Annotated in this window: 21 protein-coding genes and 1 tRNA gene; 18 read left to right on the top strand and 4 right to left on the bottom strand. The window is 44.7% G+C overall.

The annotated features are described in order from the left end of the window. Positions 1-32 precede the first annotated feature (32 nt). Positions 33-1,124: a methylmalonyl Co-A mutase-associated GTPase MeaB gene (meaB, locus tag EML15_RS00465; protein WP_144272899.1), complete on the top strand. Its 1,092-nt coding sequence runs from the start codon at positions 33-35 to the stop codon at positions 1,122-1,124. A gap of 33 nt (positions 1,125-1,157) precedes the next feature. On the opposite strand, the gene EML15_RS00460 is transcribed toward meaB, so the two are convergent. Beyond that, positions 1,158-1,243: transfer RNA gene (locus EML15_RS00460), tRNA-Leu, on the bottom strand. Positions 1,244-1,526: 283 nt separating this feature from the next. Between EML15_RS00460 and EML15_RS00455 the strand changes: the two genes are divergently transcribed. Next, a complete protein-coding gene (locus EML15_RS00455) occupies positions 1,527-2,063 on the top strand; it encodes a YbhB/YbcL family Raf kinase inhibitor-like protein (protein ID WP_144272898.1) in 537 nt (178 codons plus the stop codon). Further along, positions 2,050-2,436, top strand: coding sequence for a hypothetical protein (locus EML15_RS00450; protein ID WP_144272897.1), 387 nt, complete (start codon positions 2,050-2,052; stop codon positions 2,434-2,436). Before EML15_RS00455 ends, EML15_RS00450 begins: the two co-directional genes overlap by 14 nt. Before the next feature lie 31 nt (positions 2,437-2,467). Here EML15_RS00450 and EML15_RS00445 read toward each other — a convergent pair whose 3' ends face one another. Together EML15_RS00445 and EML15_RS00440 are read right to left on the bottom strand one after the other, a co-directional pair. Continuing rightward, positions 2,468-3,574: a quinone-dependent dihydroorotate dehydrogenase gene (locus tag EML15_RS00445; RefSeq protein WP_144272896.1), complete on the bottom strand. Its 1,107-nt coding sequence runs from the start codon at positions 3,572-3,574 to the stop codon at positions 2,468-2,470. A 12-nt stretch (positions 3,575-3,586) separates the two neighbouring features. Beyond that, on the bottom strand, positions 3,587-4,717 hold the full coding sequence (locus tag EML15_RS00440) for a hypothetical protein (RefSeq protein WP_144272895.1): 1,131 nt from the start codon (positions 4,715-4,717) through the stop codon (positions 3,587-3,589). Positions 4,718-4,871: 154 nt separating this feature from the next. On the opposite strand from EML15_RS00440, the gene EML15_RS00435 reads away from it, so the two are divergent. The 9 genes from EML15_RS00435 to EML15_RS00395 all read left to right on the top strand — a co-directional run bounded on the left by EML15_RS00435 (position 4,872) and on the right by EML15_RS00395 (position 16,771). Beyond that, on the top strand, positions 4,872-5,732 hold the full coding sequence (locus EML15_RS00435) for an undecaprenyl-diphosphate phosphatase (RefSeq protein WP_185967156.1): 861 nt from the start codon (positions 4,872-4,874) through the stop codon (positions 5,730-5,732). A 52-nt stretch (positions 5,733-5,784) separates the two neighbouring features. Continuing rightward, a complete protein-coding gene (gene mshC / locus EML15_RS00430) occupies positions 5,785-7,050 on the top strand; it encodes a cysteine--1-D-myo-inosityl 2-amino-2-deoxy-alpha-D-glucopyranoside ligase (RefSeq protein WP_144272894.1) in 1,266 nt (421 codons plus the stop codon). A gap of 57 nt (positions 7,051-7,107) precedes the next feature. After that, positions 7,108-7,542, top strand: a complete 435-nt coding sequence (locus EML15_RS00425) for a hypothetical protein (protein WP_144272893.1) — start codon at positions 7,108-7,110, stop codon at positions 7,540-7,542. Positions 7,543-7,609: 67 nt separating this feature from the next. Beyond that, positions 7,610-11,212, top strand: a complete 3,603-nt coding sequence (gene metH, locus EML15_RS00420) for a methionine synthase (RefSeq protein WP_144273422.1) — start codon at positions 7,610-7,612, stop codon at positions 11,210-11,212. Positions 11,213-11,296: 84 nt separating this feature from the next. Beyond that, on the top strand, positions 11,297-11,992 hold the full coding sequence (locus EML15_RS00415) for an HAD family phosphatase (RefSeq protein WP_185967129.1): 696 nt from the start codon (positions 11,297-11,299) through the stop codon (positions 11,990-11,992). Between the two features lie 48 nt (positions 11,993-12,040). Continuing rightward, the gene (locus EML15_RS00410) at positions 12,041-12,304 is read left to right on the top strand and encodes a phosphoribosyl-ATP diphosphatase (RefSeq protein ID WP_144272891.1); all 264 of its coding nucleotides are present in this window, start codon (positions 12,041-12,043) and stop codon (positions 12,302-12,304) included. Positions 12,305-12,353: 49 nt separating this feature from the next. Next, positions 12,354-13,199, top strand: coding sequence for an ATP phosphoribosyltransferase (gene hisG, locus EML15_RS00405; protein WP_144272890.1), 846 nt, complete (start codon positions 12,354-12,356; stop codon positions 13,197-13,199). A 236-nt stretch (positions 13,200-13,435) separates the two neighbouring features. Next, positions 13,436-14,965, top strand: a complete 1,530-nt coding sequence (aspA, locus tag EML15_RS00400; protein WP_144272889.1) for an aspartate ammonia-lyase — start codon at positions 13,436-13,438, stop codon at positions 14,963-14,965. A gap of 138 nt (positions 14,966-15,103) precedes the next feature. Continuing rightward, positions 15,104-16,771, top strand: a complete 1,668-nt coding sequence (locus EML15_RS00395) for a formate--tetrahydrofolate ligase (RefSeq protein WP_144272888.1) — start codon at positions 15,104-15,106, stop codon at positions 16,769-16,771. Here the strand turns inward: EML15_RS00395 and EML15_RS00390 are convergent, their stop codons facing one another. Then, positions 16,772-17,602, bottom strand: a complete 831-nt coding sequence (locus tag EML15_RS00390; RefSeq protein WP_144272887.1) for a RecB family exonuclease — start codon at positions 17,600-17,602, stop codon at positions 16,772-16,774. 89 nt (positions 17,603-17,691) lie between these two features. Between EML15_RS00390 and EML15_RS00385 the strand changes: the two genes are divergently transcribed. The 6 genes from EML15_RS00385 to pafA all read left to right on the top strand — a co-directional run bounded on the left by EML15_RS00385 (position 17,692) and on the right by pafA (position 24,692). Further along, positions 17,692-18,969: a M18 family aminopeptidase gene (locus EML15_RS00385; protein WP_144272886.1), complete on the top strand. Its 1,278-nt coding sequence runs from the start codon at positions 17,692-17,694 to the stop codon at positions 18,967-18,969. Between the two features lie 6 nt (positions 18,970-18,975). Further along, positions 18,976-19,812 carry a tRNA (adenine-N1)-methyltransferase gene (locus tag EML15_RS00380; RefSeq protein ID WP_144272885.1) on the top strand — a complete coding sequence of 279 codons (837 nt, stop codon included), beginning with the start codon at positions 18,976-18,978 and terminating at the stop codon, positions 19,810-19,812. Between the two features lie 84 nt (positions 19,813-19,896). Next, positions 19,897-21,483, top strand: a complete 1,587-nt coding sequence (arc, locus tag EML15_RS00375) for a proteasome ATPase (protein WP_144272884.1) — start codon at positions 19,897-19,899, stop codon at positions 21,481-21,483. A gap of 3 nt (positions 21,484-21,486) precedes the next feature. Continuing rightward, positions 21,487-23,019 carry a depupylase/deamidase Dop gene (gene dop / locus EML15_RS00370; protein WP_144272883.1) on the top strand — a complete coding sequence of 511 codons (1,533 nt, stop codon included), beginning with the start codon at positions 21,487-21,489 and terminating at the stop codon, positions 23,017-23,019. 63 nt (positions 23,020-23,082) lie between these two features. Then, the gene (locus EML15_RS00365; RefSeq protein WP_144272882.1) at positions 23,083-23,274 is read left to right on the top strand and encodes a ubiquitin-like protein Pup; all 192 of its coding nucleotides are present in this window, start codon (positions 23,083-23,085) and stop codon (positions 23,272-23,274) included. Positions 23,275-23,300: 26 nt separating this feature from the next. Further along, entirely contained in the window at positions 23,301-24,692 is a 1,392-nt protein-coding gene (gene pafA, locus EML15_RS00360) for a Pup--protein ligase (RefSeq protein WP_144273421.1), read from the top strand. Positions 24,693-24,707 lie beyond the last annotated feature (15 nt).

The following is a 24,707-nucleotide window of genomic DNA, read 5'->3' as shown; positions in this document are numbered from 1 at the left end:
AGCTGGCATGATTCGTCTGGCAAGGAAAAGATATGTCTCCCCATGATTTTTTAGAAGAAAATTTAGGTACATTGAGCACCGTGGCGGGTACAGCAATCGGAGCACACTATCGCGTCGCACCTGAGCGAGTGCAACAAGCTCGAAAACGAATTGATGTTCCTGAACTATTTGATGGCGTGCGTTCCCATAATAGGACAATACTTTCCCGGGCGATTACTCTTCTAGAATCAACAGCACCGGCACACCGCGTTCTTGCACAAGAACTATTAGTGCAGCTTTTACCCTTTAGCGGTAATGCTTTGCGCGTAGGTATTACTGGTGTACCTGGTGTAGGAAAATCGACCTTCATTGAAGCACTAGGAACAAAATTAATTGCCGAAGGGCATAAAGTGGCGGTACTTGCTATTGATCCTTCGTCAACTAAGACAAGAGGGTCAATTCTAGGCGATAAAACGCGTATGCCGAAATTAGCGCGTAGCACAAATGCTTTTATCCGTCCATCACCTTCTGCTGGAACACTTGGTGGCGTAGCCAAAGCTACCAGAGAAGCAATAGTAGTGTTTGAGGCAGCAGGATACGATGTCATATTGGTGGAAACAGTAGGAGTAGGGCAGTCTGAGATTGCAGTATCGCAAATGGTTGATTGCTTTAGCTTTTTAGCGCTAGCTGGTGCAGGAGATCAACTACAAGGTATTAAAAAAGGCGTTTTAGAGATGGCAGATATTGTTGCCATCAATAAAGCTGATGGTAACAATCTCAAAAATGCCAAAAGAGCAGCGCGAGAACTGGCAGCAGCCCTAAAGATGGTAAGACCCGAACAAGATATATGGCATCCCCGTACCATGACACTTTCAGCAGTGGAAAATAACGGTATTGATCAATTTTGGGATGCTGTCCAGCAACATCAGAAAATAATGCATGAGAAAGGTGTTTTTGATAGGAAGCGGCGGGAACAGCAAGTGCAATGGATGTGGTCAATGGTTCATGAAACTATTGTGCAGCGGCTTAATAGTGATCCATCAGTAGTAGAGGCACAGAGTATTGTGGAGCGACAATTAAGAAATGCACAAATTACGCCAACCTTGGCTGCCGAGAAAATACTGGCTGCTTTTGATGGGAAATAAAAAATGCTGTGAGATGATCTCACAGCATTTGAGTGCCCGAGGGGGGACTTGAACCCCCACGTCCATTAGTAGGACACTAGCACCTCAAGCTAGCGCGTCTGCCATTCCGCCACCCGGGCTTAGGGTGTTTAAGGCTGCAACAGCCTGGCACTCGCTAAACTATAATGACCCAACGAGGATTTATGCAAATCGCAATGTCAGAAGGGATTTATTCAGTTGTCGGCATGATTTTCTGCTCGGTCAATATAGTGCACTGCAGGTTGCTTAATCCGAGAAAACGATATGCAGTGCCTCACATTTGGGGGTGAAAAATGGTCCTTGATGTTCGATTTTCTTTGCTTTTTCGATCCAAGAAACAGATTAAGTAGTAATTATCCCCACTAATAAGGTAAAAAGTGAGGCATGAGTAACTATGCTGATGATTCACGTTTTCCAGGTCCTGACCCCTATGCACCATTAAAAAAATTACCCAGCTTTGAGTTACACTCTGATGATTTCTCACATGGCGATAAACTCAATGATATCCATGCAGCGCCACAGCATATTTCACCTCATTTAGCATGGTCACAATTGCCAGAAGGTACACAGTCTCTTGCCATTACGTGTTTTGACCCAGATGCGCCGACTGCTGCTGGTTATTGGCACTGGGCAGTATTTAATATCCCAGTTAGCGTCCAAGAAGTATCCCAGGGCGGTAGCGTCGATCTTGCGCAGCTTCCTGGAGTAACGGAGCTCAAAAATGATGCAGGCACAATAGGGTACTATGGTCCACAACCACCTGCTGGACATGGACCACATCGTTATCTTTTTGCCGTCCATGCTGTCGATGTCTCCGAACTAGATATCACACCAGAATCAACGCCCACTGTGCTAGGTTTTAATCTTTATTTCCATTCAATCGCGCGTTCGATTATCTGGGGTTGGTATGAAAACACCTAAAGAAGAGCAAAGAATAGAGTTATCATGGCAAATGCGTATTGCCGGTGCATTCATGGCAATGGGATGCGTATTAGCTCTTTTCTTTGTTCTGGATGTGTTACAACACGGATGGGCATGGGATGAGCCGTTTGCTGTGACTATTCGTGTTGTCTTGATTGTTGTAGCTTCAGGGCTTTTTGGAGCCTTTGCTACTGTGAGCAAATATCAAGAGGGGCGTAAAAGCCAAGTTATTGCATTATCACTAGCGATTACTCTTATTGCTGCTGGTCGGCTTATAGATAATACCGTGCTGTTTCCACTAGAGATACTGTGGTTCATGAGTATCACTTTTGGTTTTATCCTTTGCGGGCTCATAATTCGTTCTCGTATGTAGCTGTTCAAGGATAAAACCCAAGACTGGTGCTCTAATCAAGTGTCCATGGTTTTTCGCATCCTATTGCTTCAGCGATAGAACTAAAACCGTATGCTCGCAATTGCTGGGCAATACCGAGATGAATGTCCCTAATCCAATCAGGACCACCATAAATAAGTGGGGTATATCCTTGGAGCAGCGTTGCACCTGCAGCAATTCGTTCCCATGCTTGTTGAGGAGTGCTGATACCGCCAACAGAAATTAGTACCAATTGATTGTCAACCCGCTGATAGAGTCGTTTGAGCACTGCTAAAGAACGTTGAGCCACTGGTGCGCCAGAAATACCACCAGCACCTAACTCAGCTATTTTTTTAGCTGGTGTTGCTAAGCCATCACGCGAAATAGTGGTATTGGTGGCAACAATTCCAGCAAGTTTCAGTTCAAGTGCTAAATCTGCTACTGCATCAATATCTTCATCACTAAGATCTGGGGCAATTTTAACCAGTACCGGAGTTGTGGTTGCTGCTTGCACTGCAGAAAGAATTGGTTTTAGAGACTGTACTGCTTGTAAATCTCTTAAACCAGGAGTATTAGGAGAAGAAACATTAACCACAAGATAGTCGGCAAGATCACCTAGTAATGAAGCAGAACGACGATAATCAGCTTCCGCTTCTTCTAAAGGAACAATTTTAGTTTTGCCGATATTAATGCCAATGAGGTCATCGAATTTTCGCCGACGCAGATTATTAGCTACCTCGGCAGCGCCTGGGTTATTGAACCCCATGCGATTGAGCAAGGCTTTGTCGGCGGGCAATCGAAAAAGCCGTGGGGTAGGGTTGCCTGGCTGTGGCGACGCTGTGACTGTACCTAGTTCTGCATATCCAAAACCTACTGCAGCCCACACATCGGGGCAGTGTGCTTCTTTATCAAAACCAGCAGCTAAACCTAGTGGTCGAGGGAAAGTTTTACCGAAAACTTCCTGCTCTAAGATAGGGTCGGTGACCGCAAGATTTTTTGCCAAAATACGATTAACTGGGCTGAGAAATTGGAGAACATCGAGTCCACTATTGATCAGACTATGAGTTTGTTCTGCGGGAATTCTAAACAGAACCTTCAGCAGCGCATTATAGAGCTGTGTTCGTATTGGATGAGTTGTCATGGGAACCTTCTACTAATTTTTTTGTGGGGAAATAAACTCTAACGCAACATCAGCGGTAGAAGCGAAAACCAGTCTGCCATCCGATAAGACTGCCATATTTCTTACATCCGCTATGGTTCCAAAAGATTGTTTTTGGATTAAATCACCAGAGCTTGGATCATAACTGAATGCTTTATTGTGAGCACCAGCATGAACCCATGCTGTGTTTGTATTTTTGTCCCAAGCAACTGCCCAAGGAGCATCATAGACACCAATGGTTTTTTGCAATCGGATGACGTCGTCAGCGAAATATAAGGCCAGCTGGTTGCCAACATTATCAGAGGCTAACAGCAAACCATCTTCTGCGGGCTTAATGCTGCCTACACCTTTGCCAACTCGCAACATCGCACCTGCTTTTTTATTTTTCCAATCTAAATCTTGGATAATGGAATACTGACGATTAATACGCACAAAGGCATCGCTTTTTTGCTTATCCTTTTGTTTTTCGTCCTTATTTTTAGTGTCAATCGGAACGCTGATGAGTTCGTCGGTAGGATAAGAAACAGGAAATTGCGCTATCTTCTTTTTCTGCTGAGCGTCTAATAACACTACTTCAGCAGTGTCTTTTATTCCTGCAGCGATTGTGCCATCACTACTTAGTGCCGCAGTATTGAGTGGTTGCTCACTAGGGATAACATTATCTAGCTGTGGTTTTTGTGCATCGATCAATGCAACGCCAGAAGGACAAGCAAGTACAAAAGTATCCTTTGTCGCTGTTAAATCACCACAGGATTTATCGATTTCTAAAGTAGTAAGATCCGTATCGTCCGGGGCAGGATGAGCGTCGAGAAAAGCATCCGCCTTAGCGACGATCAATTTATCCTGACTGCGTAACGCAAGAATATCGCCAGCCTGTTCCATATCGATAAGTTCAGCATTCTCATCAAAAAGATGCTTAAGAGAGACAACCTGTCCTTCTGGTTCATGCATCACCGCACCATGCGCAGGAGTTGCGTTACCAACGACGGCCTCCTGTGCTTTTTCGCTTTTTTCTGTAATAGCATTAGGCAAGGAACAGCTACTGAGTAAGACAGTAGAAATAATGGCAACGCTACCTAAAGCGAGTGCGCATTTCGATGAAGAACCACGTAACATCTTTTTCACACTTCCACACATTACCAGCTTTCACGGTATGCATTTTTGATTGACTTTTCTTTGCTCATAGAAGATAACTGTGGTTTCTTAGCAAGGTAAACGACAAGTGTGTTGCTGCTTTCTAGTTCAGTAACAGGAGAGTAGCCTTAACTTCGTGATTGATATGACTTTTCTTGCACAGACGGAAAATACACCTGGTATGTCGTGGGTTCAGACGATTGTATTATCCATTGTTCAAGGTTTAACTGAGTTCTTGCCAATTAGTTCCTCGGGTCATTTGCGTATTATCTCAGAGCTTTTGTGGGGGCAAGATGCAGGTGCATCCTTTACCGCGGTGGTACAACTAGGAACGGAAGCAGCAGTATTAGTGTATTTCGCCAAAGATATCTGGCGTATTTTTGTAGCGTGGTGTCAGGGGCTTGTGAATAGAACAAAGCGCGGTTTCGACTATGCGATGGGCTGGATGGTAATTTTTGGTACCATCCCGGTGGCAGTTGTTGGTTTTCTTGCTAAAGATCTTATTCGAGATAATTTACGTAACTTATGGATTACTGCCACAGTGCTCATTGCTTTTTCCTTTGTCTTTATCCTTGCGGAAAAAAAGGGAACAAAGCACAGAAGTTTTGAGCGCTTAACTATGAAAGATGCGCTTATTATGGGCTGCGCACAGTGTTTGGCTCTTATTCCAGGAGTGTCTCGTTCTGGTGGCACCATCTCTGCTGGTCTTTTCCTTGGATTAGAGCGTGAGGTAGCCGCTCGGTTTAGTTTCTTGTTAGCGATTCCAGCGGTGTTAGCGTCGGGATTATTTTCGTTAGGTGATGCGTTTAATCCAGAAGCAGGGCAGGCAGCTTCAGGGATGCAATTACTTGTTGGGACCGTAATTGCCTTTATCCTTGGCTACGTCTCTATTGCCTGGTTATTAAAGTTTGTATCGCATCATTCATTTAATTGGTTCGCTGCATACCGTATTCCAGTGGGCATTATTGTCATGATTTTGCTTGGTACAGGAATAATGACTGCGTAGTAACTGGGCTTAGCTCAAAAATATCCCATAAAGTGAAAGGCGAAGATCATAAATGTATTCCTGGCGTTATCCGACTATTCCCGCCATTGACGGCAATCCAATTCCACTGAGTTTGTATGACACTGCAGATGAAATTATCAAACCAGTGTTGGTTAAGGATCAACCGGTAGGGATGTATGTGTGTGGTATTACCCCTTATGATTCCACTCATCTTGGTCATGCTGCTACGTATGTTACATTCGATCTTATTTATCGCCAGTTACTAGATAATGGGCACAAAGTACATTATGTGCAAAATGTTACTGATATTGATGATCCACTCTTTGAGCGGGCACAACGCGATGGCGTGGATTGGAAAGAGCTTGGCAGCGATCAGATTGAATTATTCCGGTCAGATATGACTGCATTATCAGTTCTTCCCCCTCAGGATTACGTCGGAGCTATGGAATCTATCGACGAGGTTATTGCTATGGTGCAAACACTTCTCGATAAGGGTGCTGCGTATATTGTTGATGATCAGCGTTATCCCGACGTCTATGCCAGCATTGCCGCGACCAAAAATTTTGGGTATGAATCGCATTATTCCCGTGAACAAATGGATACTTTTTTTGCTGAACGCGGAGGTGATCCACAGCGCTTAGGGAAACGCGATAGTCTTGATGCTCTCTTATGGCGAGCGCATCGTGAAGGTGAGCCTTTCTGGGATGCTCCTTTTGGTAAAGGCAGACCGGGATGGCATATCGAGTGCTCAGCAATTGCTACAACTCGCCTTGGTGCCAGCTTTGCCATACAAGGCGGTGGCAGTGATCTTATTTTCCCGCACCATGAGTTTTCTGCTGCTCATGCAGAGGCAAGCTGTGGTAGTTCTCGTATGGCTGAGCATTATGTCCATACCGGCATGATTGGTCTTGATGGCACAAAAATGAGTAAGTCTTTAGGGAATCTTGTTTTTGTCTCTGCGCTACGTAATCAAGGTTATGCTCCCTCAGCTATTAGACTAGGGATTTATGCTGGTCATTATCGCCAGGATCGAGATTGGTCTACCACAGTACTAGAGACTGCCCAACAGCGATTAACTTTGTGGTCACGTGCTGCTAAATATGAATACGATTTTGAGCGTGCTACCAGTATCGTGCAGAAAATCAGAACGGCGTTAGCACATGACCTTGATACCCCCACAGCCTTAGCGCATAGTGATCAGTGGGCTCAGGAGGTTCTTAATAGTGCTGCCGCTCAAGGGGAACCTGTAAAGACAGAGGCAGGTGCTTTCGTGGCTGATGCGTTTAATGCACTACTTGGAGTAGTGCTTGATCACTAGGTGGGATATGATCCAGATGAAGGTAAAAGCATCGTACCCCTCAAAGATGGATAGATTATGAGCCCTCTATTATCAGATACTTTCCAACCACGTATTGATGAGTTTATTGAGTTTTTATCAGACTTTGGATCAGGAACCTATGTACGCGATGCGGAGGTGCCAACGTGGTCGCAACCTTTTGATGTTTCCGCATTGCCAGAATTAAAAGCCCTCATTGAGCGTTATGTATTGAGTTTGGATCATCACTGCGAGACAGATGAATCTTTGACGCAGCATATTAGTGAGTTCTATCAGCAATTAATGCTTTTTAATGAGCGACGTTGCCCTGAGGCTCCTATTGTAGAAGACGAAGAAATCGCTGATCTTGAAGTAATTATCCATGATGCTCTTCGTCATCTTGGTGTTTCTTCAGAGCGTATTAGTGCGATTCCTTCCTGGGAGGATCTGGCAATGAGACACGATAGCTTCGATGAAGTCGATGGGGAAGACTGAAATTATATATTCATTTTTAGACTGTTGGTTTAATGCACGTGCACAAACATACTAAGCTGTCTATTTGATGGATATTTCAGCACTAGAACTAAAATCAGATTTTCTCGATGCCCTACATGAGCGCGTTCTTATCGGTGATGGCGCTATGGGAACGCAATTACAAAGATTTGATCTCGACGTTGAACAAGATTTTCTTGGCTTAGAAGGATGCAATGAGATTCTCAATGACACGCGTCCCGACGTCGTGAGTTCTATTCACCGTGCCTATTTTGATGCTGGTGCAGATCTTGTTGAAACAAATACTTTTGGCTGTAATCTCCCCAATCTTGCTGATTATGACATAGCTGATAGATGTCGTGAATTAGCGTATAAGGGAGTAAAAATTGCCCGCGAGGTAGCGGATGATTTAGGGCCTGGACGTGCGGGAATGCGTCGTTGGGTGGTTGGTTCTCTAGGACCGGGAACAAAACTTCCTTCTCTAGGACATATTTCCTATGCGGAGATTAAGCAGTATTATGCGCAAGCTGCATTAGGAATGGTAGAAGCAGGTGCTGATGCCATTTTAGTAGAAACGGCTCAAGACTTATTGCAAGTAAAAGCTGCGGTACATGGTTGTCGCGAAGCGTTTTTTGAGTTGGGTCTGCGGCTGCCCATTATCTGCCATGTCACAGTAGAAACCACTGGAACGATGCTACTGGGATCGGAAATTGGTGCTGCATTAACTTCATTGGAACATATCGGAATTGATATGATCGGGCTTAACTGTGCCACTGGTCCTGATGAAATGAATGAGCATCTGCGTTATCTATCTCGTCATGCTCAGATTCCTATTTCGGTGATGCCTAATGCTGGTTTGCCTATTCTTGGTAAGAATGGAGCTGAGTACCCATTATCTGCTGCTGATTTAGCTCAGGCATTGCGTGGGTTTGTGCTCGATTATGGTCTTTCTATGGTTGGCGGATGCTGCGGGACTACTCCGGAGCATATTAGTGCTGTACGAGACGCAATTGTGGGTAGTGCAGATTTAGCTGGAGTGGAAAAAATGCAGCGCGAAGTATCGGCTGATGATGCTGTATCTTCGCTCTATACTAGTGTAAACCTTACTCAAGATACTGGTATTACCATGATTGGTGAGCGCACTAATGCTAATGGCTCTAAGGCCTTTCGCGAAGCAATGCTTGCTGGGCAGTGGGAAACGTGTGTTGATATTGCAAAGCAGCAAACCAGAGATGGCGCGCATATGTTAGATCTTTGCGTGGATTATGTTGGGCGGGATGGACGCGCAGATATGGCGCAATTAGCGTCTTTACTGGCGACGAGTTCTACATTGCCAATCATGCTTGACTCTACGGAACCTGAGGTGATTCGCACTGGGCTTGAACACCTTGGTGGACGGTGTGCTGTTAATTCGGTGAATTTTGAGGATGGTGCTGGTCCGGACTCACGATATCAACGCATTATGCGGTTAGTGAAAGAACATGGGGCAGCGGTTGTTGCACTGACTATTGATGAACAAGGACAGGCACGTACTGCGGAGAAAAAAGTAGAAATTGCTCAGCGTCTAATCCACGATATCACGCATACCTGGGGATTAGCCCAGTCAGATATCATCGTCGATACGCTCACTTTCCCTATTTCTACTGGTCAAGAAGAAACACGGCGTGATGGTATTGAAACTATTAACGCTATTCGAGAGATAAAGAAACGCTATCCTCGCGTACATACCACTCTTGGGTTATCAAATATATCTTTTGGACTTAATCCTGCTGCGCGTCAGGTGCTTAATTCTGTTTTTCTTCATGAGTGTATTCAAGCTGGTCTTGATTCTGCGATTGCACATAGTTCTAAAATTTTGCCAATGAATCGCATTGATGCACGTCAACGCGAAGTAGCTCTGGATATGATCTATGATCGTCGTCGTGAGGGATATGATCCCTTGCAAACGTTTATGGAACTATTCGAGGGGGTTTCAGCTGCTTCAGCTAAAGATGCCCGTGCAGAAGCGTTAGCTGCCATGCCATTGTTTGAGCGCATTGCACAGCGCGTTATCGACGGGGAAAAAAATGGGCTGGAAGCGGATTTAGATGCAGCAATGCAAGAAAAAAGTCCGCTCGATATTGTCAATGAAGATCTTTTGGCTGGCATGAAAACTGTTGGTGAGCTATTTGGTTCTGGACAAATGCAATTGCCTTTTGTACTGCAATCAGCGGAAACGATGAAAAAAGCTGTGGCCTATTTAGAACAATTCATGCACGCACAGGATAATTCTGGTTCTAAGGGGACAATTGTCATTGCGACTGTCAAAGGCGATGTCCATGACATCGGAAAAAACCTGGTCGATATTATTTTGTCCAATAATGGTTTTAACGTAGTCAACATTGGTATTAAGCAACCAATTGGCAATATCTTGGCAGCAGCGCAAGAGCATAAAGCTGACGCCATTGGTATGTCAGGTCTTTTAGTGAAATCCACTGTGATTATGAAAGAAAACTTACAGGAGATGAATGACACCGGTAACGCTGGTTATCCGGTGATTCTTGGTGGGGCAGCGCTAACGCGTGCTTATGTCGAAGATGATTTGACACAGATTTATGAGGGCAATGTTTTCTATGCAAAAGATGCTTTTGAGTCATTGCGCTTGATGAATGAGTTTATGGCACGCGCTCGTGGTGAAGTTTCGAGCCTGCATGATGAACAAGCTGTATTAGCTGCAAAAGAAAAACAAGAGCGTAATAGGCAACGTCGTGCGCGAGCTAAGGAAATTGCTGCTGCACGCAAAGCAGAGCAAGAACCCATCGTGGTACCTCAGCGAAGTGCTGTTGCTTATGATACTGAGCTAGCGACACCGCCTTTTTGGGGAACGAGAATCGTGAAAGGCATAGCGCTATCTGAGTTCTTGCCTCTTGTTGATGAGCGTGCGTTATTCATGGGACGTTGGGGGCTTAAAACAAGTCGTGGCGGCAATGGATTAAGCTATGAACAATTAGTAGAAACTGATGGACGTCCACGCTTACGCTACTGGATTGATCGACTCAAAGCTGAAGGTATTTTAGATCATGCGGCTGTGGTGTATGGATATTTTCCAGCTGTTTCTGAAGGCGATGAGGTTATCATTTTAGAAGAACCAACCCCTAGTGCTAAAGAAATTGCCCGTTTTACTTTCCCACGTCAGCAGCGAGGAAAATTCTTATGTATTGCGGATTTTATTCGCAGTAGAGAACTAGCACAGGAAACCAATAGTGTCGACGTTTTTCCCATGCAACTAGTGACGATGGGTAATCCTATTGCAGAGTTTGCTAATGAGCTTTTTAGTGCAGATAACTACCGTGATTATCTTGAAGTGCATGGCGTCGGAGTGCAATTGACTGAAGCGTTGGCTGAGTATTGGCATGCTAGAGTGCGTAGTGAATTGCGTTTTTCTGATGGTCGTTATGCTGCCGACGAAGACGCTAGAGATTTGGAGCGCTTTTTCGATCTTGACTATCGTGGAGCAAGATATTCCTTTGGCTATGGCTCCTGTCCTAATTTAGAAGATCGTCGTACATTGGTGACATTGCTTGATGCACAACGCATAGGTGTGGAACTCTCAGAGGAATTACAGTTGCATCCTGAACAATCGACGGATGCCTTTGTGCTGTATCACCCTGAAGCAAAATACTTTAATGTGTGATGTGTGTGATACCCAGTGAGTACTATTGACTGGGTATGTACTGTATGTGCCTGTATGCGGTGAGCTTTTGATACACTAATGATCATGCTCAAAGCGATTATGTGGGATATGGATGGCACACTCATTGACTCAGAGTATTTGTGGGAACAAGCATTAATTGAGCTAAGCGAGAATAAAGGTAAACGCATAACTTCAGATCATCTTCGACAAACTCGGGGCGGGAATGTTAATTTCAGTTTCGATGTTATTTCTCGCTATATCGGTTTAGATCCAGAGACTATTGATCGTCAACAATGGCGCGAGGAACTGTATGCGCAGGTCATTGCATTGATGAATGAGCATCTTGAGATTCGTCCTGGTGTAACTGAGCTACTCAAAGATCTACGTAGCGCAGGGATTCCTATGGCATTAGTTACTAATACTGAGCGTGCTGTAGCAACAACAGCAATGCAAATTCTTGGTGATGAGTATTTCGATTTCGTTATCTGTGGTGATGAAGTAGAATCTCCCAAGCCTGCACCCGATATTTATCTTAAGGCTGCTGAATTACTGGGATTTGCTGTGGAAGAGTGTCTCATTTTTGAGGATTCTTTTACAGGAATGACGGCAGCTATAGAGTCAGGTGCTCATGTCATTGGATTGCCGGAACACTGTGATGATCCACTCCCGCAAGGGGTGTATCCCATGCGTGAACTATGCGGTTCCATTAGCTTTGAGTCAGTGGATGCTGCTCTGGTACAACAGTGGTTTGCTCGCATCAGTCCAAATTCATCGCTGTGATTTTTTCGCAGCTACAGACTCTGCACCTTATGTGCGATAATACACAGTGTGAAAAACCTCGAGATTTTATTTAATGAATTAGAGCAACGCGCGCAGCAACGACCTGAAGGATCTGCTACTGTGGCAGCTCTTGATGCTGGTGTTCATACTTTAGGGAAAAAAATAATTGAAGAAGCAGGTGAAGTATGGCTAGCTGCGGAATATCAGTCTGATGAGGAATTAGCAGAAGAAATTTCTCAGCTTATGTACTGGACCGAAGTCATGATGATTAAACGTGGCTTAACACTAGAAGATGTGTATAAGTATCTTTAACTTTTCACTCTGAACATATGTATAGGCAGTAAAAAATTAAGGTGAATCCATGCTTAAAATCGCTATTCCTAATAAGGGGTCTTTATCAGAGGCGGCAGTAGAAATACTTGCAGAAGCAGGGTATGCGCGCAGAATGGAAGCGAAACAGCTCAGTGTTCGAGATCAAGTCAATAACGTTGAGTTCTTCTTTCTACGCCCTAAAGATATTGCAATTTATGTTGCTGGGGGGCAACTCGATCTAGGAATCACAGGTCGAGATTTAGCAGCCGATTCTCGTGCGCACACAACTGAAATTATGCAGCTTGGTTTTGGTGCATCAACATTTCGATATGCAACTACAGCAGGTAGTCAGTGGAACATTTCTGATCTTCAGGGAAAACGCATCGCGACGTCCTATCCACATTTGGTTAAAGCTGATTTAGAGAAACGGGGCATTAGCGCTGACGTCATTCGCTTAGATGGTGCTGTCGAGATCTCGATTCGCCTTGGCGTTGCTGATGCCATTGCTGATGTGGTTTCTACTGGTCGGACGCTACGCAAACAAGGCTTAGAACCTTTTGGTGACGTCATTTGTGAGTCTGAGGCCGTAGTAATTGGGCGCCAGGGAATAGCGATTAGCGACGAACATCGTATTTTCTTAAGGCGCTTAGAAGGTATTTTGCATGCGCAAAACTATCTTATGCTCGATTACAACATTTCTCGTGATGTACTAGAGAAAGCAAGAGAAATCACTCCAGGATTGTCTGGACCAACGGTGTCGCCTTTAGCCCGAGAAAACTGGATTGCAGTTCGTGCTCTAGTACCACGTAAACAAGCAAATACTGTTATGGATGCCTTATCTGCATTGGGGGCAGAGGCTATCTTGGCTTCTGAGATAAGGATTGCGCGCATTTAATTTCTTTGTGCTACCCCTTGAATGGGGTAGCATTATTGTTTATTTATGAGAAAAGATTTTTCTGAGTTTCATTCGTTCTATAGAACGTGCTGGTACAGTTAAAAACGCTTTCATTCCTATAGATTTGCAGGTAAAAGAGATAGCTGCACGCCTACCCCTCATCACTAAATCAGTCTACGCTTGGTTATTGGAGCTATTTTTTCAACCCCGTAACATAAGGAAGATGACGCATAGTAATGCCCAAAGCAACTAAAACTACTCAGTCTGAAAAAGCAGAAAAGTCTTCAGCACCAGTGGCAGAAGAAAAATCTACGAAAGCAACCAAGAAAGCACCTGCTGCTCGCAAGGGGTATCGCTTAGAAGAAGATCTTTTGGGCGTTATGGAAGTACCCGATGATGTGTACTACGGTATTCATACCATGCGAGCGATTGATAATTTTCAGATTTCTCGCACTACTATCAACCATGTTCCAGAATTTATTCGCGGTATGGTACGAGTTAAAAAAGCAGCAGCATTAGCTAATCGTCGACTTCATACCTTACCTGCGCAAAAGTGCGATGCAATTGTATGGGCCTGTGATGAAATCCTGGAAAAGGGACGTTGCATGGATCAATTCCCTGTGGATGTTTTCCAAGGAGGTGCCGGTACTAGCGTTAATATGAATACCAACGAGGTTATTGCTAATTTAGCACTCGAGCATCTTGGACATCCCAAAGGTTCCTATGACATCATCAATCCCAATGATGATGTGAATATGAGCCAATCCACTAATGACGCATATCCAACTGGGTTCCGCCTTGGTGTATATGACTGTATGAATAAACTCATTAGTCAAATTGATGAACTCCAAAGCGCGTTCTTAAATAAATCAACAGAGTTTGTGGATATCCTCAAGATGGGTCGCACTCAACTTCAAGATGCGGTTCCTATGACTCTCGGTGAAGAATTCCTGGCTTTTGCACACAACCTTGCAGAAGAGCAATCTATCCTACGCAGTGCAGCTGATCGACTATTAGAAATCAATCTTGGTGCAACTGCAATTGGCACCGGTCTCAATACACCAGCTGGTTATCGTCACCAAGTTACTGCCTCGCTATCTGAGGTAACTGGTTATGAGATGAAGTCTGCTCGTGACCTTATCGAAGCAACCAGTGATACTGGGGCATATGTGTTAGCTCATTCTGCTGTCAAGCGTGCAGCTATGAAGCTATCGAAAATTTGTAATGACTTGCGTTTGCTTTCCTCTGGTCCTACTGCAGGTTTACATGAGATTAACTTACCAGCACGCCAGGCAGGTTCGTCGATTATGCCAGCTAAAGTTAATCCGGTGATACCTGAGGTTGTTAATCAAGTATGCTTTAAGGTATTTGGTAATGACCTCACAGTTACCATGGCAGCAGAAGCAGGGCAGTTGCAGCTTAATGTTATGGAGCCTGTCATTGGTGAGGCACTATTCCAGTCGATTCGTATTCTTGGTAACGCAGCAGATGTTTTGCGTGAGAAATGCGTCGTAGGCATTACTGCAAATGCAGATGTGTGCCGTGCGTATGTGGATAACTCCATTGGAATTGTTACCTATCTTAATCCTTTCATTGGCCACCATAATGGCGACATGATTGGTAAAGAAGCTGCGGCTACCGGGAAGAGCGTTCGGGAGTTGGTGCTTGAAAAAGGACTCATGGATGAGGAAACCCTCAATCAGGTACTTTCTCCTGAGAACCTCATGCACCCTATGTTCCGAGGCAAACTGTATCTAGACAATTGATAATGAGTGCATCGTAGATTAAGTGTCTTTAGTATTATCAAAGCTAAAGGCACTTTTTATATGTTGTATTCTCTCATTCCTATTCCCGCCTAGTTCCCATTAAAATAAAACGATGGTTTCACTGATGAAAGGAAACATATGCTCACTGATGTTGAGATTGCACAGCAGCATCAACTAGAAGCAATCACAGACATAGCCGTGCGTGCTGGTATCAATCAGGATGAATTAATCCCTTATGGTACGACGAAAGCTAAGGTAGATGCAGCTGCTATCGCTAAGCGTTGTGGTCAGGGACAAGAGCAAAAGGCAAAATTAGTTCTTGTTACAGGAATGTCGCCTACGCCAGCTGGTGAGGGAAAATCCACAGTACTCATTGGTCTAGCTGATGCGCTAAAAGAACGTGGACATCGATCTATCGTTGCTATCCGCGAACCCTCTTTAGGGCCTGTGATGGGAATTAAAGGCGGGGCAGCAGGGGGTGGATATGCTCAGATTGTGCCAATGGAAGATATCAACTTGCACTTTACTGGTGATTTTCACGCTATTACATCTGCTACTAACACTCTTGCAGCATTAATTGATAACCACATTCATCAAGGTAACTCTTGTGGTATTGATCCGCGGAAAATAACGTGGCAGCGTTGCTTGGATGTTAATGATCGTTCTTTGCGTCATGTCGTCACCGGTCTTGGTGGGGCACCACATGGGCTGCCAGCGGAAACAGGATTTACTATTACTGCAGCAAGCGAGCTTATGGCAGTGCTTTGTTTGGCAAAAGACAATGATGATTTGCGTGAACGCATTTCACGTATTGTTATTGGGCAAAGTTTCTCTCGAAAAGCAATAACGGTAAAAGACATCAATGCTCAAGGAGCACTATGCGCACTACTTCGCGATGCTATCAACCCTAACCTTGTGCAAACATTAGCAGGTACTCCTGCATTAGTACATGGCGGTCCTTTTGCGAATATCGCTCATGGCTGTAATTCAATTATTGCTACGCAAACAGCACTTTCATTGGGGGATATTGTTCTCACCGAAGCTGGTTTTGGATCGGATTTGGGGGCAGAAAAGTTTTTTGACATTGCCAGTCGTGCTGGCAATTTTGATGTTAACTGTGTTGTTATTGTGGCTACAATACGTTCTATCAAGTACAACGGTGGTATCGACAAAGGTGAGTTAGCCGAACTCGATATCGATGCATTGCGTAGAGGTATTGTCAATGTAGAACGCCACATCAGCAATATCGCCAAGTTTGGTATTGAAGCAATTGTGGCGCTTAATCTGTTTAACAGTGACCATGAAGAAGAAAAACAATGGCTACAGCAATGGGCTGCTGATCGCAAAGTTACATTAGTCCAGACGCGTGTATGGTCACAAGGAGGAACAGGCGCTTTAGAGCTTGCCGACGCAGTGCTAGAGAATGTGGCTGCCCATGCCAAACCACTCTATGATCCTGCAGCTGGTATTGAGTCGTCAATAGCAACTATCGCTCATGAAATTTATCATGCTCACGACGTAGCATACACTGCACAGGCTCAAAAGGATTTGGCATATATCAAGGAACAAGGTTGGGATACTTTAGCTGTATGTATTTCCAAGAATCAGTATTCCTTTAGCGATAATCCCACGGAACGTGGTGCTGCTTCAGGACATACTCTTCATATTCGTCGCTTGTTGCCACGCCTTGGTGCTGGTTTTATCGTTGCGCTGACTGGCGATGTTATGACGATGCCAGGGTTGCCCAAGAAACCAGCAGCAGAAAACATTGATGTCGTTGACGGAAAAATAACAGGATTATTTTAATCAATCAGTATGAGTTGATTCCTGTTGTGTCGCGCTTTCGACAGGTAAACCTGGATATTCAGGAGGGACACCACCGAAAGCGGGACACAGTTTTTGGAAATGGCACCAACCGCAGAGCACTGTTTTATGCGGACGAAAATCTCCGGAGTTAACGTCGGCAAGAATTTTCCCCCATAAGTGCGCTAAATCTTTCTCGAAATACTCTAATTCCTCTTTCGAGGGAGTCAAGAACAGTGAATCATGTACTTTGAGATACATAAGTCGTAGCTGAGTTGGAATAACACCATGTATCCGCCAATAAACTAAAGCATAAAAAAGCATTTGGAACTGTGCAGATTGGGCGTATTGAGGTTTAGGTTTTTTGCCTGTTTTATAGTCAACTACTCGTACTTCGCCAGTAGGGGCAATATCTATCCGATCAATAAACCCACGTACTGGAACTCCATTAGGAAGTTGCGTATCGACATATAGTTCACAGGCATGGGCATCAAATGCTTGTGGGTTCTCCATGTAGAAATACCCTTTAAGCAGCTGGCGCGACTGTACCAAGAAGTCATAGGTTTCCTGCTCAGGTACTAACTCCAACAATTGTGCATCTTTGGTACACATTTTTTCCCAATTAGGTTTGAGCCTTTTTACTACTGCAGGATAGGTGCGTTCTTCTCTATCCCATGAATGCATATCCTCCAAACACGAATGTACTAAATTGCCCATTACCTGCGGAATTGTTTTAGGCTCAGGTAATTTGTCAATCACACGAAAACGATATCTCAATGGACACTGGCGATAATCTATCGCACGAGAGGGGGAGAGAGCAAGAGAGTTATTCATAGCCTCTTCCAGCATAGTCGCTATGCACCAAAACTGTATGGGGCACCCCCTATGTACAAGTGAAAATTTTTATAGCTAAAGTGATACCCATGAGTACGAAAACATCGATCGAATATGAGCATGCACAAGATTTTTTGGATTTTATCTCTTGTTCGCCTAGCTCCTACCACGCTGCTTCTTGCAGCGCGTTTCTTTTGGAAGCGGCAGGTTTTATTCGACATGAAGAACAACAAGCATGGGATGTAACACCAGGTGGACACTTCATTGTTCGAGGTGGTGCCCTTATGGCATGGTATGTTCCAGATGGCGCAACTGCAGAATCCGGGTTCAGAATCATTGGTGCACATAATGATTCTCCTGGTTTTAAGCTAAAACCCAAAAGCGATTTTACAAGTCATCAGTGGCAGCAAGTCGCAGTGGAAGTATATGGCGGTCCGCTACTGAGTTCCTGGTTTGATCGTGAACTCAAGATAGCAGGAATAATCGGGCTTGCCGACGGCAGCACACAGCTCATTTCCACACAACCACTGCTGCGTATCCCGAATCTGGCTATACATCTTGATCGTAGCAATTCGGTAGAAATTGATCGGCAGCAACATACTCAACCAATTTTTGCCGTGTCACAACCACAGAGCAATATCCTCGAAGTAATTGCCAAAGAAGCAAATGTTGCAGCATCTGATATTGTCTCGCATGATCTCATCACCGTCGATGCGCAACCTGGACAAATTTTTGGTACTCAGCAGGATTTCCTTGCAGCGGGAAGACTAGACAATCTTAGCTCTGTTTTTAGTGGTCTTAATGCGCTGATACGTGCGAGTTACGATGCACAGACGAATGATATTTTAGTTTTTGCCGCTTTTGATCATGAAGAAATAGGTAGTGGTTCAGCTACTGGTGCCGCAGGTCCTATTTTGCATGATGTACTCGAGCGTACTGGATATGCGTTGGGGGCAGACGCAGAACAATTGCATAGAATGTATGCGCGCTCTAGCTGTATTTCTGCAGACGCAGCACACTCGATACATCCAAACTATGCGCACAAGCACGATCCTGCTAACCATCCAATACTTGGTCAAGGGCCGGTATTAAAGACTAATGCTAACCAACGCTATGCCACTAGTGCCTCCATGCAAGCATTGTGGCATAAGGTTTGTCGCCAGGCAGGATATAGTTCACAGATTTTTGCTGGTAATAATGCAATACCTTGTGGCTCTACCATCGGACCTATTACTGCCACCCGACTTGGTATTCCGACTGTTGATGTTGGTATCCCATTGCTATCAATGCACTCTGCGAGGGAATTAGCTAGTGCACATGATATGTATGTCTTCACTGAAATTCTTTACACATATCTGGTAGGTTAATCGCTCATGGCATATTCTGGTCCTTTTCAAGTAGGAGATCGGGTACAACTGACCGATCCAAAACGCAGGCATTCCACCATCGTTCTTAGTCCTGGTGAAAAATTCCACACGCATCGTGGTGCCATTCATCACGATGAGATTATCGGTGCCCATGAAGGAACCGTCGTAAAGTCTGATTTGGGAACGGAATTTCTTTGTTTTCGTCACCTCATGGTTGATCACGTGCTATCCATGCCACGCGGGGCAGCTGTTATTTATCCAAAAGATTCTGCACAAATTCTCGTCGAAGGCGATATTTTTCCAGGCGCACGGGTACTAGAAGCAGGCGCAGGATCTGGGGCGCTAACTATGGCTCTTCTGCGTGCAGTAGGTAGCGAAGGAAGCGTTATTTCTTATGAAGTACGCGAAGATCATCTTGAATTCGCACAAGCTAATGTTGACGAGTTCTTTGGCGGACGACCAAGTAATTGGTTTCCCCACTTACAGGATGTGCGAGAAGCCACTGTAGCAGATATCGGCGGACACGTTGATCGTATCATTCTGGATATGCTGGAACCTTGGGAATGTTTGAGCACTGTAAAGGACTTACTGATCCCGGGGGGAGTCTTCCTTACTTACGTGGCAACAGTGCCTCAGCTGATGAAAGTTATGGAGGGTATTCGAGAACAAAAATGCTTTACTGAGCCACGTGCATGGGAATCATTGATTCGCGATTGGCGCGTAGAAGGTCTAGCTACCAGACCAGAACATCGGATGAATGCACACACTGCTTTTTTGGTTATGACAAGGCGCTTAGCTGATGGTGTCACACCACCACGTCCGCAACGTAAGGCACGAAAATAAGTGACAGCCATTGCGCGTATGCGCATCTCATAGCTCAGGTGAGGGAATACTAACTTTCATGCAAAAAGCAGTATGCTAATAAGCATGAGTATTCCCCTCAACTCGCACACCGACAGTACACGTCCTGGTTCGCACAATAGTGATTCTAGCTCTGCAGAATTGCAGCGCACTGTCAATGAACTTGTGCAACGTAACCAAAAGCTAGCACAACTACTTAAGGCTTCACGGGATAAACTCAGTGTGCTCACCGCACAAGTGGAGGAATTAGCTACTCCGCCCTCCACATACGGCACATTCTTAGAACTCTCTCCATCTTCAACGACGACATCTTCAACAACAGCCGAAGTATTTACTGCTGGTCGAAAAATGCGATTAGCTATTTCGCCTTTAGTAGATACATCTGCGTTAGTAGCAGGGGTACAAGTTCGTCTAGGAGAAGCAAACCAGATTGTTGAGGTTTGTGAATTTAGCACTACAGGGGAACTAGCGACGCTCAGCGAAATGGTGGGATATGAGCGTGCTCTTGTAGCGGATAATAATGGTGAAGAAAAAATAGTGCGCCTTGCTGCACCTTTATTAGACGGTATGTGTCGTCGTCCCAGAGCTGGCGATACCCTATTAGTTGATCCTAAAGCAGGCTATGCCTTTGAGATCATTCCGAAAACAGAAGTGGCTAAATTAGCTCTAGAAGAAATACCTGATGTTAGTTATAAGGATATTGGCGGGCTAGCCAAGCAAATTGAGCAAATCCATGACGCAGTGGAACTCCCGTTTACTTATCCAGAGCTCTACCAAACCTACAATCTACACCCGCCCAAAGGAATTTTGCTCTATGGACCACCCGGCTGCGGCAAAACACTCATTGCCAAAGCAGTAGCGCATTCCTTATCGCAACGCGTAGGCAACGGAACAAACAGCTATTTCATCAATGTAAAAGGACCTGAATTACTCAATAAATACGTTGGCGAAACCGAAAGACGCATTCGACTCATTTTCGAGCGTGCACGTGAACTCGCCGAAGACGGTCGCCCAGTCATTATCTTCTTTGATGAAATGGAGTCCATTTTCCGCACTCGCGGTTCGGGAGTCAGTTCTGATATGGAAACAACTGTTGTCCCACAGCTACTCACTGAAATTGACGGGGTAGAAGCACTATCAAATGTCATTGTTATTGGTGCTACAAACCGTGAAGAATTAATTGACCCGGCAATTTTGCGACCAGGACGTTTGGACGTGAAGATAAAGGTAGGACGCCCAAGCAAAGAAAACGCCCGAGACATTTTCACTAGACATCTCACAAGCGCTATCCCACTTGCTCACAACGTACCAAGCATTGATTATCTCATTGATAACACCGTCGATAAGCTTTTTAGCGATAATCCTTATGTCGAATTGACTCTGGTCACGGGAGAAAAAGAATTATTGCACTATCGGGATTTTGTATCCGGTGCCATGATCGCCAATATCATTGATCGCGCGAAAAAAAATGCCATTAAACAGCACATACAAGGCACAGAAAAAGGCATGACTCTACAACATCTTCTTGACGCCGTAGAAACAGAAATGCAAGAAAGTGAGGATCTGCCCAATACGAGCAATCCAGATGAATGGGCTCGTATCATTGGGCGCGGTGGCACTCACATAGTTCATGCGCGAGTAGTAGGGCGATAAGCAATGACTCGTTTCCTTGGAACCGAAACAGAATACGGAATCGTAGCACCGAGTCATGCTGCTTTATCCCCAATAATCACTTCCACGCATCTTGTAGTTGCTTTTGGCATGGCTAAGCGATGCGCCACTGGTGCACGGTGGGACTTTGCTTCTGAGCATCCACTACGAGATACTCGTGGTTTTGATCTACGCAGATACCAGAGCACACCAGTCATTGACCCCAGTGCTATTGGTATGGCAAATGTGGTACTCACCAATGGCGGCCGATTCTATGTCGATCATGCGCACCCAGAGTACTCCAGCCCCGAGACAACAAATGCTTTCGACGCCATGCTCTACGATTGCGCAGGTGATGTGATTTTATCGAGTGCTTGTGCACAAGTAGCGCATTTTAGTGCACTTAACCATTCCGTCCTCGATAATCATCAGCCATGTCCTGCATTAAAAATCTATAAAAATAATGTGGATGGTAAAGGCGCTAGTTATGGTGCACATGAAAACTATTTTTACCGCAAAGATATTGACTTTGATGCTATTGCCCGAGGGCTCATTCCATTCTTCGTAACGCGCCAAGTAATTATCGGTGCTGGTAGAGTCGGAAAAGGGGTATCTGGGCAGGAGTCTGGATTCCAAATCAGCCAACGAGCTGATTATATTGAACAGGAAATCTCCTTGGAAACCACTCTCAACCGTGGCATTATCAATACTCGCGACGAACCTCACACCACTGCCGATCGTTTTGGTCGCTTGCACGTCATTATTGGCGATGCGAATATGTCTCAAATAGCCATTTTCCTTAAACTCGGAATGACTTCTCTGGTTCTTGACGCTATTGAAGCAGGAGTTGATTTTAGTGACTTGCAGCTCAAAGATGCAGTGGCTGAGGTAAAAAATGTCTCTTATGATCTTGGTCTAAAGCACGCATTGGCACTTGCTGATGGTCGCAGCTTAACTGCATTAGAAATTTTGTGGCATTATCATCAACGAGTGAATCCGCAGACACAGGTTGATAGGAGAGTACATCAATTATGGGCAGAGGTTCTTGAGTTATTAGCCCAAGGACCGCATAAGGCTGCTCATATGTTGGATTGGTGTGCGAAATATAGTTTGCTAGAGTCTTTCGCTCAGCGCGGTGTATCAGTGCACAGTGCAAAAGCACAGCTCATTGACTTGCAATATAGCGATATTGATCCTCAAAAAAGCCTTTATCATGCTTTAGTGCATAAGGGAAGAATGCAACAATTAGTCTCCGCACAAGACATTAGTGCTGCTGCGTGGACCCCGCCACAAGACACCCGTGCTTATTTTCGTGGCACAATGGCAGATACTTTTGGTAGCAGTATCTTGGCAGCAAATTGGGATTCACTTAGTACAAGGTGTGGTAACCATGATGTGCGTATTTCTTTTCCAGGATTAGCTGATTTTACTGCTCAAAAAACAAAGCACTATTTTGATAGTTTTGGCCAGGATCAGCTCGAACAATTATTACAGGCATTATCGGAAGATATGCCCAATGATGCTCTAGAGTGGTTGTAATTTATAACTGTTGTGAGCGTGTTGTAAGAATTAAGAATGTGAGAAATAAGGAAAGAGAAGAATATGGCTGGGACACAGATTAATCACCACTCTGGTAACTCAGGTGATGCTGACGAAAATGCTGGAGAGCTCAACAACACACAAATATCAATCAACACTACAGGTGTTGATGACTTATTAGATGAAATTGATGGTCTACTCGAGGCTAATGCAGAAGAGTTTGTCCGCTCCTATGTACAAAAAGGTGGAGAATAAGAGTGGATATTTTTACCCGCCGTATCATGGGGCTAGAAACAGAGTATGGTATTACCTGTGTAAGCGATGGTGCGCAGCAATTGAGTGCTGATGAAGTGGCTCGGTATATGTTTCGTCCAGTTATTGAACGGTGGGGAAGTTCTAATATCTATCACCCGAATGCTTCTCGGCTTTATTTGGATGTAGGATCACATCCAGAAATAGCGACAGCAGAATGCGATAGTATCGATCAGCTTATCGCTTATGATCGGGCTGGTGATCTCATCGTCGATGAGCTTGCGCGTGAAACAGAAAAAACTTTAGCACTACAGGGAAAAACTGCACGAGTATTTCTGTTTAAGAATAATCTTGACTCACAAGGTAATAGTTATGGTTGCCATGAAAATTATCTCATCAGTCGTGATGCAGTAATTAAGACATTGGCAAAAAAATTCCTTGGGTTTTTAGTTACTCGCCAACTAATTGTTGGTGCGGGAAGCATTAAAAATGGACAATTTCGCCTTTCACAACGCGCTGATCATGTGTGGGAGGGAATCTCCAGTGCCACGACACGCTCGCGCCCTATCATTAATACTCGCGACGAACCTCATGCGGATTCTTCTCGTTTTCGTCGATTGCACGTCATTGTTGGTGATTCTTCTATGTCTGAAGTCACCACTGCACTCAAGATTGGCACAACGCTATTGGTCTTGGAGATGATTGAGGCAGATTTTGAGCTAGCAGACGTAGAACTTGGAGAATCCATCGCAGTGATTCGTGATATTGCTGCTGATCCTACAGGTAATACCCCTGTTCAACTGGCTGATGGGACTACGTGTAGCGCGCTAGAATTGCAAACACGATATCTCCGTGCTGCGCAGCGTTGGCTAAACCATCGTCAAGAATCTTATCCAGGTACCAGTAACGTAGATATGCAGCGCATTGTGGGCTTATGGGAAAAAGTGCTTAATGCAATGAGCAAAGAAGACTATGCTGCTTTAGAAAAAGATGTCGATTGGGCGATTAAATTATCACTATTGCGCAGCTATCAACAACGTTTGGGGCTAGCTCCGCATGATTTTTCACATCCCAAACTTGCCCAAATTGACTTGGCTTATCACGACATTCGACCTGGTAGAGGTCTTTTTAAGTTATTGGAGCATAAAGGAATTGCGCACCGTTGGCTAGAGTCAGAACAGGTCATGTATGCCTATAATCATGCTCCTCAGACAACACGAGCTCATCTTCGTGGGCAGTTTCTTAGCGCTGCTCAAAAATATAATGCAGAGTTTTCAGTGGATTGGTTGCGGTTAAAAGTCAATAGACCAGAACCACAAGTAGTGGAATTAGCAGATCCTTTTGCTAATAGCGACACGCGTGTTGACGACTTGATAGCGTATATGCAGATGCATGATCAACCTGAATCACAGTCATCATGAGCAACTAGGGGAGGA

This window comes from Corynebacterium sp. sy017 (assembly GCF_017918135.1).
GTDB lineage: Bacteria > Actinomycetota > Actinomycetes > Mycobacteriales > Mycobacteriaceae > Corynebacterium.
Note: the sequence above shows the minus strand (reverse complement) of the source record. Positions and strands in the feature narration are given on the sequence as shown.